Origin of the sequence: Paenibacillus solani (assembly GCF_050475945.1) — a bacterium.
In the GTDB taxonomy this organism is placed as follows: Bacteria; Bacillota; Bacilli; order Paenibacillales; family Paenibacillaceae; genus Paenibacillus_AQ; species Paenibacillus_AQ solani_A.
On the sequence record NZ_JBCMXJ010000028.1, the window covers coordinates 55,060 to 71,311 of the forward strand.

Annotated in this window: 2 protein-coding genes; both read right to left on the minus strand. The window is 47.3% G+C overall.

The features are described 5' to 3' along the window. On the minus strand, positions 1-9,060 hold the full coding sequence (locus tag ABEQ74_RS29130) for an amino acid adenylation domain-containing protein (protein ID WP_430125711.1): 9,060 nt from the start codon (positions 9,058-9,060) through the stop codon (positions 1-3). A 29-nt stretch (positions 9,061-9,089) separates the two neighbouring features. Continuing rightward, complete coding sequence (locus ABEQ74_RS29135; protein ID WP_430125713.1) at positions 9,090-16,034, minus strand: amino acid adenylation domain-containing protein; 6,945 nt, start codon at positions 16,032-16,034, stop codon at positions 9,090-9,092. Between the last annotated feature and the right edge of the window lie 218 nt (positions 16,035-16,252).

Here is a 16,252-nt window from a genome sequence, read left to right on the forward strand (position 1 = left end):
CTATATCTTCTCTTTTAAAGTGTCAAAGATGAGATCCAGATCCTCAAACGTAAGATTGTCCATTGAAAAATCACTTGGTGTTCGATCAACTTCATCTTGTCCCATACAGTGAGCCACGATATCCAGCAGCCGCATTTTGTAACGATTCGCTGCTGCTTCCACTGAACTTAGATCAAATTGATGCGGATTATATCCAAAGATGATTCTTAATTTGCCGTTCATAACCATTCCATTGATCGAAAGGGAATAAGGGCTTGTCGTTAAAGGACTGACAGCCTGCCCCGTGGATATGGAGGACTGTCCAAATCCATCGCCGTGTCCCTGCTCGAACTGTCCCAGATAGTTGAAGCTGATCTCTGGCTTAATATGCAGCGGGAGCCGATCCTTGTTCGCGATATGTTTGAGCAGACCATACCCAATCCCCTTGTTCGGCACTTGACGCAGCGTCTCTTTAACCAGCTTGATACCACCCGAAAGACTCTCATAGGGCTCATCAAAAACAACAGGATACATGGTCGTGAACCAACCGACAGTTCGCGTCAAATCAACGCCCTCCATAATCTCTTCGCGGCCATGCCCCTCAAGATCAATGGCAAGAGCGGCTGCCCCGCTCCAATCGCGGACACTAAGCACAAGCGCGGTCAATAGCAAATCATTAATCTCTGTCTGGTATGCCTGATGACTATCGGTTAATAAGCTCCGTGTCTCTTCTTCACTAAGTTCCATGATCACCGAGCCAGAGTCCCCGATTCGGTAAGTAGAGTGGCCATCCCGATCCTTAGCCAGGGGCGCAACCTGTGTTTCCTGAATTTTTGTCCAGTAAGGAAGCTCTGCAAGAAGAGTATCGCCGTCTGCATACTGTTCCAATTCTCTGGCCCAGGTTTGAAAAGATGTCGTCTTCAAAGGCAATTCAATCGGTTGCCCGGCTAATACCTGCTCATAAATCGTATTGAAATCCTCCAGCAGTATTCTCCACGAAATTCCATCGACGACCAAATGATGAATGATGATCAGTAAATGATCCCCATCCTGTGTCCGGAACAAGCCAAGTCGCAGCAGCGGACCTTGCTCAATATGGAGGCTCCTCTGCAATTCGCCAGCCTCTTGCTCAATCTGTTCCCGTACATTTTCTGATTGTGTTAGATCATATACCTTTATATCAAAATGATGGTCATCCAAGCCAAGATTCTGCTGCGTCCATACGTTGTTGACATGGGTATAACGCATGCGTAATGCATCATGATGTCCCACCAGCTCTCTGAATGATTGCTCCACAGCGGCCTCATCATATCCCTCTTCTTTATAGAGAAGCATATCCTGATTCCAATGATGAGGCTCGTCGAATTGCTGGTTAAAGAACCAATGCTGAATCGGTGTCAGCGGCACATCCCCTATCACAGAGCTTTGATCAATCAAGGATTTGGCTGCTTGTAGATATGGCGTTAACTGAAACACAGTCGGATTTTGAAATAGATGGTTAACTTCCAGCTTCAAGTTGTATCGGTGCAGGCGTGCTGCAACCTGGATTGCCTTAATGGAATCTCCACCCAATGTAAAGAAGTTATCATGAATACCGACGGTTTCGACTTGCAGGACTTCTTTCCATACATCAGCCAGCAACTGCTCCTGCTCCGTCCTTGGCGGTAAATAATCTTGCTCCGTAGTCAATGACGGCTCAGGCAGCGCTTTACGGTCGACCTTGCCATTCGCGGTTAAAGGCAGCTGTTCCAGTTCCATCATATATCCCGGCATCATATAGTCCGGTAAGGTACTCGCTAAGTATCGGCGCAGCTCCGACATGCTCACCGGCTGCTTCAACGTTACGTATGCACCAAGCTGAACCTGTCCCTGGGCAGAGGTGTTAGCTATTACAACAGCTTCGTTCACATCAACATGCTTGAGCAGCTGCCCCTCGATCTCGCCAAGCTCAATGCGATAACCGCGGATCTTGATCTGATCATCCGCCCGGCCAACATATTCAAGCACTCCACTTGGTAGCCACCTTGCCAAATCCCCGGTTCTATACATCCTTTCACCGGCGATATAAGGGCTGGTAACGAATACTTCTGCTGTTAAATCAGGCTGATTCAAATAACCTCTGGCAACGCTGTCTCCAGCCACGCATAACTCGCCAACGATCCCAACCGGCTGTAATTGGAGATTTCTGTCCAGAATATATACTTTATTATTAGCAACAGGACGGCCAATCGGAATTGCCGTATCCTCGGGATCAATAAGATGACTTGTAGCACAAACGGTATTCTCCGTAGGGCCATAGTTATTGACAACTTGATATTTCACCTTAGGAATCCGCTGCGCCCTTTCCCCGCCAATGAGCAGCATTCGCAGAGAGCTATTATTAGTTTCCATAAACTGCTCCGCAAACTGTGTCGGCAAGAAACTGATCGTAATGCCTTCCCGCTCATAATATTCATTCAGCAGATGAACATCATAACGAAGCTCTTCCTGAATGATATAGAGTGAAGCGCCTTTAATGAGATAAGGGAAAATCTCCCACACTGAAGCATCAAATCCAAAACCTGCAAATTTGGTGCTTCTATCATTCTCTGTAACTTCAAATGCATGGTTATGCCAAAATGACAGATTGACAAGCGTGCGGTGCTCGACCATAACTCCCTTCGGACGACCCGTCGAACCGGATGTATAAATAACGTAGGCTAATTCAGATGGTTCATTGAGAAGTTCCGGATTGGCATCTGGCTGCTTCGCAATGTCCGGATGACTCAGCAGCAGGACTTGTCCATCATATCCTTGAGGAACTTCCAGGCCTTCCTGCGTTAGCAGCAACTGTGCCCCACTATTGTTCAGCATATATTCGATACGTTCTGCCGGATACGCCGGGTCGATCGGAAGGTAAGCTGCGCCTGCTTTCAATACACCTAGAACAGCAGCCAGCATATCAAGCGACGGTTTAACCAAAATGCCGACTATGGAGTCCCGTGAAATATGCTGTTCTCTTAATATGGCGGCCAATTGATTGGCTCTCTTATTTAGAATTTCATAGGTTAACGACTCGTTACCGCATACGACTGACACATGGTTAGGGGTCCGCTGTGCCTGCTCTTCAAATAACTGGTGAATTACCTTATCTCTTGGGTATGCCAGTGCCGTGTCATTGAATGAGAATAACTGCTGCTTCTCCGAAGCAGCAACAATTTCGATTGAGTTTAAAGTAATCTCCGGGTTCATGAGCACTTGCCGAATGACCTGCAGCAGATGTCCAAACATCAGGCGTATCATACGCTCCTCATATACTGCTTCATTAAAGCTGATCTTTAATGTGATATCTTCTTCTCCAGGCAGTACGAGTACATCGAAATCGTAATTGGTCTGACCGACTGTATCTGCATTCTGTATCTTGAAGCCCAGCTTGTCACTCTTCTCGTCTATCGTCTTCGTATCCAGCGGATAGTTCTCGAAAGCAATAATATGATTAAACAACCCGCCTGTAATCTGGCTCACGGACTGGATATCACTCAGCGACAAATAGCTGTAAGGCTCAGCCTGGGAAGACTGGTGCTGAACACGTTGAAGCAGACTCTCAAAAGTATCCTCTGGCTTGCTCTGTACACGTACAGGTATCGTATTGATAAACAGCCCGACGATCTCTTCCACATTAGCTACAGCCGAGGTTCTCCCGGATACAACCGCCCCGAAAACGACGTCATCGGTAAGATTGTACCTCTGGAGCAGCAGTCCCCAGATGGCACGGAATACGGTGTTCTGTGTAACCTGACTCTTCTTGGCTAAGCCCGCGATACCTCGGGACAGTTCACGCTCAATAACGAAATCCAGATGTTTATCCATTCTCTCGGACATGTCACTCTGAGCGTCTCTCTGCGGGATCGCAGCAACTTCGTCATATCCCTCAAGCGCCGCTTGCCAGTAATCACGGGCCTCCTCCCGATCCAAACCTTCAAGCCAATGAATGTAGTCAGCGTACGGTGTAGCGTTGGATACAGGAATTTCTTCTTGATTCAGCCGGTATCGATACATTTCTAACAAGTCGTTTAACACAAGACCTAAACACCAGCCGTCAATCAAAATATGATGAAAGCTCCATATCATGTGATATTGCTGCTCCGCTGTACGTATCAATGCAAAACGAATCAGGTGATCCGCCATCAGATCCATACCGTCGTCACGGTCCTTCTTCTTGAAGCTATTCACATAATCGGCTCGCTTTGCTTCGGACAAATGCGAGATGTCTTCATAATAGGCATTCACAGTGCGCTCCTTGAGCACCAATTGAACAGGGCGATTCAACCCTTCATACAGAAATACAGTGCGGAATACCTCATGTTTCTGGACAAGATCATTGATACCTTTTTCCAAGCATTCCAAATCGACAGAGCCCTCAAGCTGAAAATCAATCTGTTCAAAATAAACCGGACTGCTCTTGTCCTTAAGGTAATGAAACAGCATCCCTTCCTGCATGGGAGACAAGTAAGACATGGATTGCACAGCCTTGGGGTTCCATGTCTGATGAATGGTGTTAAGCTCTTCAAACGATAGCTTCTGCATGGAATAGTCACTTGGGGTCCACTGTTCATTGGCCGTCATGCAATGCTCGATACAACCAAGAAGGTGATGGTGGAACCGCTCTGTCAACCAGCCAATCGTCTCAGGGAAATACAGATTAGGGTTATAACCGAACTCCAGCTTCAACGTCCCGTCTGTGATCATCCCGTTAATCTCCAGCTTGAAGGTGCTTGTCGTCCACGGGCTGACTGTATCTCCCACAGGCATGCTGGAGTCCATAAATCCTTCTCCTTGTGCCTTGTCAAACTGCCCTAAATAATTGAAACTAATCTCCGGTCCATGCCTTGGATGCATCACCGACTTAGAATGTTCTGGGCCCGGTGAGTCCGTTTGCGATGAGGTCAAATACTTGAGCACACCATAACCGATCCCTTTGTTAGGAATACGTCTAAGCGTCTCCTTCACCGCTGGAATGGTAGCAGATGGTGTAGCTGAGCCTGTCTCGAACAGTACAGGATACATCGACGTAAACCATCCCACTGTTCGGTTCAGATCAATGCCCGGAATAATCTCTTCCCGCCCATGTCCTTCAAGCTGGATCGATATTGCCGAACCGCCCGCCCACTCTTGAAGCGTAAGCACGAGCGCAGACAGCAGAATATCATTGATTTGCGTATGATAGGCGCGATTCGACTCTGTTATCAGTAGTCTAGTTGGTTCCTCTTCCAAATGCAGATGTACAGACTGGTAGTCTTTATAGTAATAGCTTTCATCTCCAGCCTTATCTATAGGCAGCTTAGCAGCCGTACTCTGGTGGGCCTTGTCCCAATAGGAACGCTCTCTTAAGAGTTGGCGGCTGTTTCCATATGCTTGTAAAGCATGAGCCCAGTCCATAAATGAGCTGGTTTTTGGCGGCAGCACGATCGCTTTATGCAGCAATGCCTGCTCATATGCCGTATTGAAATCTTCAAGCAGTATCCGCCATGAGACACCATCAACAACCAGATGATGTATGATCAGCAGCAAATAATCCTCTACAGGCGTCTGAAATACCCCTGCTGTCAATAACGGCCCTTTCTCCAAATTCAGCGCTCGCTGCAGTCGGTCTGCTTCTATCTTCATAGCCGCTTCTACATCGGTCTCATAGGAAAGATCATATATCCCGGCTTCAAAGCTATGATCGTCAAGTCCTTGATTATAGGCTTTGATCCGTCCTTCTTGCTCAGTAAACACCATCCTCAAGGCATCATGATGCTTGATTAACTCGCGAAGAGCTGTATTCACAGAGTCAACATGCCAGCCCTCATTGCGTTTTAACATCATCGCTTGATTCCAGTGATGCGAATCTCTGATGTTCTTCTCAAAGAACCATTGCTGTACAGGGGTCAGTGGTGCCTCGCCTTCAACGATTCCTTGATCCACACGAATGCTGTCTGATTTAATATACGGTGCCAGCTTGGCAATGATCGGATTCTGGAATAAATCCTTAAGCTCCAATCTATAGTTATGCCGATGCAGACGAGCTGCCACCTGGATCGCATGAATAGAATCCCCGCCGAGCTCAAAAAAGTGATCGTAAATGCCCACTTGCTTAACCTTCAGCACCTCTCCCCAGACCTGGGCCAGCAAAGCTTCGATTTCTGTTGTCGGCGCTGCGTAATCAGCCGAATTCTGAAGGTAATCCCCCGGTGATGGGAGCGCATTACGGTCGATCTTCCCATTGGGATTCAGAGGAAACGCATCGAGTACAATATAAGCTGCAGGCACCATATACTCTGGCAGCAGTCCTTGTGCATATTCCCTCCATTCACTTGTGCTCATCGAGGCAGCAGCATTCTCAAGCTCAAGTGCGAGGTAGACGACTAATTGTTTATCCTCCGTGACTAGAGCAATAACTTCCCGTACAGAAGGATGCTCCGCAAATGCAGCCTCAACCTCTCCTAATTCAATACGGTAACCTCTAATTTTCACCTGATTATCCATTCTGCCAAGAAACTCTATGTTGCCATCCGGGAGATATCGCACCAAATCTCCAGTACGGTACAGGCGTGCGTCTGGGTTCGTGCTGAAAGGATGGGGCAGGAAGCGTTCTTGTGTTAATTCCGGGCGTCTCCAGTATTCTCTGGCTAATCCGTCACCGCCTACGAGCAGCTCGCCGATTGCGCCTAGTGGTGCCAGCTTCATCCGCGAATTCATAATATAAACTTCTGTATTCCGGATAGGCCGTCCAATTGGAAGTGCGGATCCGCTCCAGTCTGCTGGAACCGGATAACAACACGTGAAGGTCGTATTTTCAGTAGGTCCATAACCATTGATGACTTGAACGCCACCTAATTGGAGTACCTTCCTCACATGAGGAACGGATACAATATCCCCTCCAACCAATAACTGCTTTACCCCGCGCAGAGCATCAAGAGCATGGTCAGCTACAAGGGTGAACAAGCCGGACGTTAACCATAGCACCGTCACTTCATATTGCTTCAAAGCCACCGCAATCTGCTCCACGGTAGGGGTACCAGGCGGCATAATTGCCACCCGCCCCCCATTGAGCAAGCCTCCCCAAATTTCTAACGTCGAGGCATCGAATGCGACTGGAGCCAGCTGCAGCATCGTTTGGTCCGAGTCGAGATTGACATAATCGTTCTCCTTCACAAGCCGAACAATACCACGGTGTCTGACACTAACGCCCTTCGGCTTCCCGGTGGATCCTGAAGTGTACATAATATAAGCCAAATCCTCAGATGAACCACTCATTGACGGGTTATCAGACGGCTCTGCATGGATCTGCGTTATCTCCTGATCGACACATACGATCTTGCCTGTGTATCCAGAGAACTTGGGTAACTGCTCACCTGCTGTTATAAGATAGGACGCTTCCGAGTCTTCGAGCAGATACGCCAATCGATCCGCTGGATAGTTCAAATCTATGGGTACATAAGCCGCTCCCGACTTTAGAATCGCCAGAATACCAATGTATAGATGGATGGAACGCTCCATCGCAACCGCAACGAGGTCACCCTGCTTAACGCCTAAGCGGCACAGATAATGAGCCATTCGATTGGCAGCGTTATTAACTTCTTCATAGGTCAGCGTCTCATGTCCAAGCATCAGTGCAACTCTATTCGGCGTCTTTTCCGCCTGCTGCTCGAATAAAGAATGTACCGTACGTTCTCGCGGGTATTCGATCGGACGGTGACTCCATTCCATTAATTGCGTCCGCTCAGCTTGCGTTAAAATATCGATATCGTCCACTAATATGCTCGGATTTGCGATCACCTGATCCATTATGGTCTCTAGGTGAGCAAGGAGCCTCTCTATGGTTGATGGATGATATACCAGCTCGTTAAACGAGATGTTAATGGACAGCTTATCTGAAGGCATGATTAAAACATGAGCATTATAATTCGACTGTTCGAACACTTCGAGACCTTGAATGGCAAATCCTGATTGTCGGCTTCTGTCCATCATGTCTTCATCCAGCGGGTAGTTTTCAAATACAAGAATATGATCGAACAGGTCTCCTGTGATATCCGTTACCTTCTGTATCTCGGACAGAGACACATGTTCAAATGCACCGGATTGAAGACTTGATTCATGCACTGCCTGAACTAACTGTTCAAAATCCCCATCAAAATCGCTGATTCGTACCGGAATCGTATTAATGAACAACCCTACAATATGCTCAACACCCCGGATCGCCGAGGATCTTCCTGATACAACTGCACCAAATGCAATGTCATTGGTGTCATGATAGTTGTGCAGCAGAACTCCCCAAATACTCTGAATGACACTGTTAAGGGTTACCTGATATTTTTTAGCCAGTGCATGTAAGCTCGATGTTTGCTGGGATGATAAGGTCAGGCTTGCCTCCGACTTTTGATAGCCGTCTGAAGCCGAGCTGACTGCCGGGCTGATTGCAAGAGAGGTTACTTGCTCATACCCTTCCAAATAACGTCTCCAGTAATTGACCGCCTCGTCCTGATCCTGCCGTCCTAGCCAGCGAATGTACTCACTGTAACCAGTGACGGGCTCCATAGGTATGGTCTGTTGATGAAGACGCCTCTGATACATATCCAGCAAATCACTGAATAGAATCCCGAAGCACCAGCCATCCATCAATATATGGTGATGACTCCAAATTAACTGATACTTCGTTTGCCCCAACCGAATCAGGGTGAAGCGGATCAACAAATCACGGGTTAGGTCAAATCCCCTCTTTATATCCTCTTGTTTATATTCCGCAATGAATTCCTGCTGCTCTGACTCAGATAAGGAACTGAGATCCTTATAGATGATTTTGGCGTGTTTTTCTTTCCAGACGACCTGCATAGGCTCATTTACATTTTTATATACAAAATTAGTTCTCAATACGTCATATTTTGCAATCAATCCATTCAAGCTGTCCTCCAAATGGGACACTTCAACTTGACCATCGAGAAATAATGTCATTTGTTCAAAATAGGCGGGACTGTTCCCATCCTTAATATGGTGAAACAGCATCCCTTTTTGCAGTGGAGACAGCTCGTAAACATCTTTAATTTGTTTTCGATCCAACATTCTTCATCTCACTCCCTTTTACGATTAAGTCATAATTTCTGAAGCTCAAGAAAAATGTCGTCCAATTCCTCAATAGATAGCTTGTTGGCACTATAGTCGCTAGGCGTCAGCTCAACATCCTGCTTGCCTATGCAATGAGAGATAACAGCTAGAAGATGTGTCCGATAGCGCTCTGCCAGTTGTCTAACGGTATCCGTTCTGTATGTTCTCATGTTGTATTCCATACTTATCTGCAGCTCATTTCGTATGACGACAGCGTTAATTACGAGATCATGCGAAGCGGGAGACAATGGGCTGAAAGAATCGCCGACAGGCAATTCAGAGCTGCCGAATCCTTGTGCACCCTCTTGATCAAATGTGCCTAAATAATTAAAGCTGATCTGAGGCTGCTGACGGAACATGTCTGCCGGCTTATACTCTGCAGGTGTCAGATATTTGAGTATGCTGTAACCGATCCCTTTATCCGGGATACCCCGCATCGTTTCCTTCACAGATTTGATCGCCAGAGCCAGGTCGTCACTCGTGTGAAACTCAAACAATACAGGATAAATCGAGGTGAACCAGCCAATCGTTCTGGATATATTCAAACCATCATCCATCATATTCTCACGACCGTGTCCTTCAAGCTCAATCAATACTCGTGATTCCCGCGTCCACTCCTGCACAGTCAGCACTAATGCCGTTAACAGCAAATGGTTAACCTCTGTATGATAAGCTCGATGTGCTTCTGTTAATAACTCCACCGTATGCTCCTTCGACAGCTTGATCTCGAATTGAGCATAGTCTTTCAGATAGTAAGGAGCGTTCCCTGCCAGGTCTTGAGGCAAAGCAGGAACGTTCGCTTTCTCAATAGCTGTCCAATACGGAATTTGGTTAAGTAATGACTTGCTGCTCGCATATTGCTGCAATTGTTGGCTCCATGCTTGGTAGGAGTGCGTTTTATCTGGCAGAACAGGTTTGTCTCCTCGTAAAACTTGCCGATATGCGGTATCCAAATCTTCGATAAGAATTCTCCATGAGACGCCGTCGATTACCAGATGATGAACGACGATGAACAGATAATCGCCCTGCCGAGTTTGAAAGATAGCTGCTCTCACTAACGGTCCCGTATCCAAATTCAAGCTTTGCTGCAGCTTGTTCGCTTCCTCTTCCACGATGGACGACAGATTGCTGAAAGACTTAAGATCGAGAACTTGAACTGTAAAATGTTCCCCTTCCGCAGGCTTATTCATCTGCGTTCTTGTCCCCTGCTGTTTCTTGGGAAAAACCATCCGTAAAGCATCATGGTGTCGCACCAACGTTTCAAACACCTGATGGACTGCATCCGGCTCCCATCCTTCCGGGCGATGCACCATCATGGCTTGATTCCAGTAATGAGGTTCATGCATATTGCGTTCCAGGAACCATTTCTGTATCGGTGTAAGCAGCACTTCTCCCTGGGCACTGTCTTGGGATATAGTCACTCCACATGGAGTCACAAAAGGTGCCAGCTGATAAATCGTAGGAAAGCGGAACAAATCACTTGCATCAAGCTTCATCCGGCGGTCGTATAAACGTGCGGATACCTGAATCGCTTTAATCGAATCTCCGCCCATTTCAATAAAATGATCATGAATCCCGACCTGATTTACTTTCAAAACATCCTGCCAGATTTCCGCCAGCAGTTGCTGCATCTCATTCTCCGGCGCAGCATATTCTGCTCCTGTCCATACATCTCCATCTGGCTTCGGCAGCATCTTCTTGTCGATCTTTCCATTAGGTGTCAACGGAATCTCCTTAACTTCAATGAAGTAAGTCGGAACCATATATTCAGGCAACTGACTCATGATGTGCTGCCTCAATTCCTGAATGCTCCACTCGCGATTGGCTACCAAATAAGCGCATAAATCGGCTCGGCCTTCCTCGTCCGTCATGGCGATTACGGCAATTTCTGCTACCGCTTCATGACTTAACAGCTGCTCGGCCACCTCATTTGGCTCAATCCGATGTCCGCGTATCTTCACCTGGTCGTCGATTCTTCCCAGATAGTCAATGTTTCCATCAGGCAGCCAACGTGCCAAATCTCCCGTTCGGTACATCTTCTCGCCCGGTAGAAATGGATTCGCTACGAATTTCTCCTCGGTAAGATCGGGGCGCTTCCAGTAACCTTGCGCCAATCCGTCTCCTCCGATACACAGCTCTCCCGGCACGCCGATCGGCTGAAGCTGATTCGCCTCGTTCACAATATAGATCTTCTTGTTGGAAATCGGTTTGCCAATCGTGATCCGTTTCAATTCGGGTGTACACACTCCGATTGTACTGCCTATGGTAGCTTCCGTCGGGCCATAGGCATTGAGGAATGTCCGTCCCTCTCCCCATTTCTCGACCAGATCTATAGAACAGGCTTCTCCCGCTGTAATCACGGTAGTCAGGTCCGGTAATTCTGCGTATGGAAGTGCTCGGAGCACCGAGGGCGGAAATACAACAGAAGCGATCTTGTGCTCCCGCAGCCAGGATACGAATTCCACGCCTGATAACAGCAGCTCTTTCCTCGCCATATACAAGGTCGCTCCTGTTAACAGTACAGGGAAGATCTCCCCTACCGATGAATCGAAGCTGAACGAAGAGAACTGCAGAACATGACTTTCCGGCAGAATACCGTAGGTTTCAGCTACCAGACAGAAGTTGCTAACCCCCCGGTGAGGCAGCATCACGCCTTTCGGTTTGCCGGTGGAGCCTGAAGTATAGATCATGTAAGCCAGATCATCCGCCGTATTCAGCTGTTCCAGATTGCTGGCATCCCCTTGAAAGATGGAGGCATCATCCACTCGGATGCATTGTCCTGCGTAACATTCAGGTGCTTCAAGCTGGCGGTGTGTAATCAGATAGCTCGCCTCACTGTCCTCCAGCATGTACTGAATACGATCTGCAGGGTAGGCAGGATCAATCGGCAAGTAAGCTGCGCCTGCTTTGAGAACAGCAAGCACACTCACAATCATCTCGATCGAGCGGTCTACCATAATGGCGACGAACTGGCCTTTTTGCGCTCCCTTATCCTGTAGCACACGTGCGAATTGATTGGCCCGTTCATTCAGCTCCCGGTACGTTAATTGGTCATCCTCAAATACGACAGCCACTCTGTCCGGGTGCTCCGCTGCTTTCTGTTCAAACTGCGCCTGCAGGGTTAAGTGCCTGCTATAATCCGCTTCCGTCCGGTTAAAGTCCTCCAGCAATTGCTGCTTCTCTTGTTCGGTGACCAGTTCAATATCTGATAATTTAAGTGAGGGATTCGCAGCAACCTGCTTCAGAATATAATGATAATGTCCAAACATTCTCTCAATCGTCTCTTGCATAAACAGGCTTGTATTATACTCAATGGTGAATTGAAGTGTATCCTTCTCTATTACACTCCAGGTCATGTCGAACATCGAATGGTTCCAATCCATGTCATGGAATCTGCATACCGTCCCGGAAAAATTCAATGCTGTATGCTCCATATTCTGGAGTACAAACATCGTATCGAACAGCGCATTCCAACCGGCATTCCGCTGGATCTCAAGCCTTCCTATCAACTCGTCAAGTGAATAATCTCCGTGCTCATAAGCCGAGAATAATCGTTCCTTCATATGTGCGAGAAACTCGCCAAATGTCTGCTCTGATCTCGGAAAGCTGCGGATGGCTAATGTATTCACAAACATCCCTACTACTTGTTCCAGATCAATGTGGGTTCGGCCGGCAATCGGGGTCCCTACAATAATGTCCTCCTGCCCTGAATATTTTGACAGCAGCACATGGTAGGCAGCTAATAACAAAGTATATAATGTCACTTGCTGTTCTTCGGCCGCTTGTTGTATGCTCCCCAGCATGTCAGATCCCACAGTGAAGGATTTTCTATTACCGCAAAACTGTTGCTTAGCAGGTCTTGGATAATCCATCGGCAGCTCCACTACAGGCAATTCTCCCGATAACTGTTCAACCCAAAATTTCTCCTGATCGCTCCACCTCGTAGTTTCCCGTAGTTCTAGTTGCCAGTTCGCATACTCTTTATATTGAATCAGCAACGCCGGTAATTCTTGTCCCTGGTACAATTCAACAAGTTCATGATACAGAAGCTGTGTGGAAACCCCGTCAGATATAATATGGTGCATGTCCATGAACAGAAAATGATGATCGGGACTCATTCGGATTATCGCGGCATGAATCAACGGAGCCCTGCTTAAATCAAAAGGCTTCACTAATGTACCGGCTAGCTCAATCGCCTCGTGAGCTCCTGAAGCCTCATAATAAGAAATATGAATACTTGCTTTATGCTCAATGCGCTGAACCAGCTCCCCATCCATAAAGTGAAAGGAGGTCCGGAGCGATTCATGACGATCGACTAATTGCTGCAGTGCCTGTCCAAGCTTCCCCTTATCTAATTCTCCTTCGATTTCAATGAGTGACGGCAAGTGATATGCATGACCTATGCCTGGCATTTGCTGCACGGCATACATCCGTCTCTGGGCAGAAGAAACCGGATAAAAGGCCCTTGCTTCAAGCTCCTGCAATTGTGTGTATTCTTGCTTATCGAGATGCTGTATATATTCTGCCTGCTGTTTGAGGATCGGATTCTGTAGCAGCTCTTCAAAGGACAATTCAACATGAAATTTCATAAATATTCTGCTTCTAAGCATAGCTAGTTTCAAAGAATGTCCGCCTGATAAAATAAAGTTGTCATGAATTCCGACCGGTTTGACTTTTAATACATCCTGCCAGATTTCCGCCAGCATGTGCTGTATCTCATTCTCCGGGGCCGCATATTCTGCTCCCGTCCACACTTCTCCATCTGGCTTCGGCAGCGCCTTCTTGTCAATCTTTCCATTAGGTGTGAGCGGAATCTCCTGAACTTCAATGAAGTAGGAGGGAACCATATATTCTGGCAGCTGACTCATAATATGCTGCCTCAATTCCTGAATGCTCCACTCGCGATTGGCTACCAAATAAGCGCATAAATCCGCCCGACCTTCCTCGTCCGTCATGGCGATTACAGCAATTTCTGCTACCGCTTCATGACTTAACAGCTGCTCGGCCACCTCATTCGGCTCAATCCGATGTCCCCGTATCTTCACCTGATCATCGATTCGTCCCAGATAGTCAATGTTTCCATCAGGCAGCCAGCGTGCCAAATCTCCCGTTCGGTACATCTTCTCGCCTGGCAGGAATGGGTTCGCTACGAATCTCTCTTCGGTAAGATCAGGGCGCTTCCAGTAACCTTGCGCTAATCCGTCTCCTCCGATACACAGCTCTCCCGGCACCCCGATCGGCTGAAGCTGATTCGCTTCGTTCACGATATAGACCTTCTTGTTCGGATTAGGTTTGCCGATCGTAATCCGTTTCGATTCAAGCGTACACACTCCGATTGTGCTGCCTACGGTAGCCTCAGTCGGGCCATAGGCATTGAGGAATGTCCGTCCCTCTCCCCATTTCTCAACCAGACCCAGAGAACAGGCTTCTCCCGCTGTAATCACGGTAGTTAAGTCCGGCAATTCTGCGTAGGGAAGTGCTCGAAGCATCGATGGCGGAAATACTACGGAAGCTATTTTGTGCTCCCGCAGCCAAGCTACGAATTCCGATCCCGATAACAGCAGCTCCTTCCTTGCCATATACAAGGTTGCTCCAGTTAACAGTACAGGGAAAATCTCCCCAACCGATGAATCGAAGCTGAATGAAGAGAACTGCAGAACATGACTTTCCGGCACAATGCCGTAGGTTTCAGCCACCAGACAGAAGTTGCTGACTCCCCGGTGAGCCAGCATCACGCCTTTCGGTTTGCCGGTGGATCCTGAAGTATAGATCATGTAAGCCAGATCATCCGCCGTAGTAAGCAGTTCCAGATTGCTGACATCGCCCTGAAAGATGGAAGCTTCATCCGCTCGGATGATCTGTCCTGCGTAACCTTCAGGTGCTTTAAGCTGACGATGAGTAATCAGATAAACTGCCTCACTGTCCTCCAGCATGTACTGAATACGATCTGCAGGGTACGCAGGATCAATCGGTAAATATGCAGCGCCTGCCTTGAGTACAGCAAGCACACTCACAACCATCTCGATCGAGCGGTCTACCATGATGGCAACAAACTTGCCTTTTTCAACCCCTTTTTCACACAATACATGTGCGAATTGGTTAGCCCGTTCGTTCAGCTCCCGGTACGTTAATTGGTCGTCCTCAAATACGATAGCCGCTCTGTCCGGGTGCTCTGCCGCTTTCTGTTCAAACTGCACCTGCAGGGTTAAGTGTTTGCTATATTCCTCCTCCGTCCGGTTAAAGTCCTCCAACAATTGCCGTTTCTCTTGTTCTGTGACCAGATTAATCTCTTCAATCATGACCATTTGGTTACTATGGATGCTCTTGATTACTTCAATTAAATGCTCTGCAATGTCGTTAACAAATTCCGAGTCAACCCGCTCCGTATCGTATGCAAATCTCATGGTGAGCCGGTCATTATGGCTGTACATGCTGCAGATCAGCGGTGCACTAACATCGATACGAACATCTTCCTCAAGCACAACATAATGGTCTACTGATTCCAGATCCTTTACACAGGACGCTGCACTTTCTTCTTCCACACAGGCTTCGTATTCCTTCAGGAGTTGATTTATTTGATAGAAAGCTTCCTTTACATAACTGGAAGGGGACGCAATTAAGAACGGCATCACAATCGGATTCTGATTAGGATTAGATCTTCCCGTATGAATTCCAAGAGTCACGTCCGAGGAGAGCTGGTATCTTTGCAGTAATATCCCCCAGATTGTGAGCAGAACCGCGCGTTCGGTCACATCTTCCCGTTCAGCAATCTGCTTCAGTTGCTCTGTGCGATGTTCATCAAGTGTAATAAGGGATTCAACTAATGGAATATGAGCATTTTCTTTATTTGTGTTTTTAAAAAATAACACTTTATCTATGTGATTACTTGGATATAAGGACAGAAGATACTTGGCACCCTTCAGTCTGTTCAACATCATCTCTCCTTTAAGAGGTTATTCAAAAAGTCCGCTTTTGATAAGAAAACCAATCGAGGCCAATCAAGGATGAGCGACCGCGATTCAGTGGTAGGTTTTCTTGCGATATAGAATTTCATCAGCTCTGCTGATAACGTACAAATTCTATATCTATCACGAAGTGAATCAAGAAGTAACTCGACATCGAATCTTGAATTCATCCGGGCCTTCCGGTG

Coding starts and splice junctions, on each gene's coding strand:
- ABEQ74_RS29130 (WP_430125711.1), bottom strand. CDS start 9,060: ATGTTGGATCGAAAACAAATTAAAGATGTTTACGAGCTGTCTCCACTG.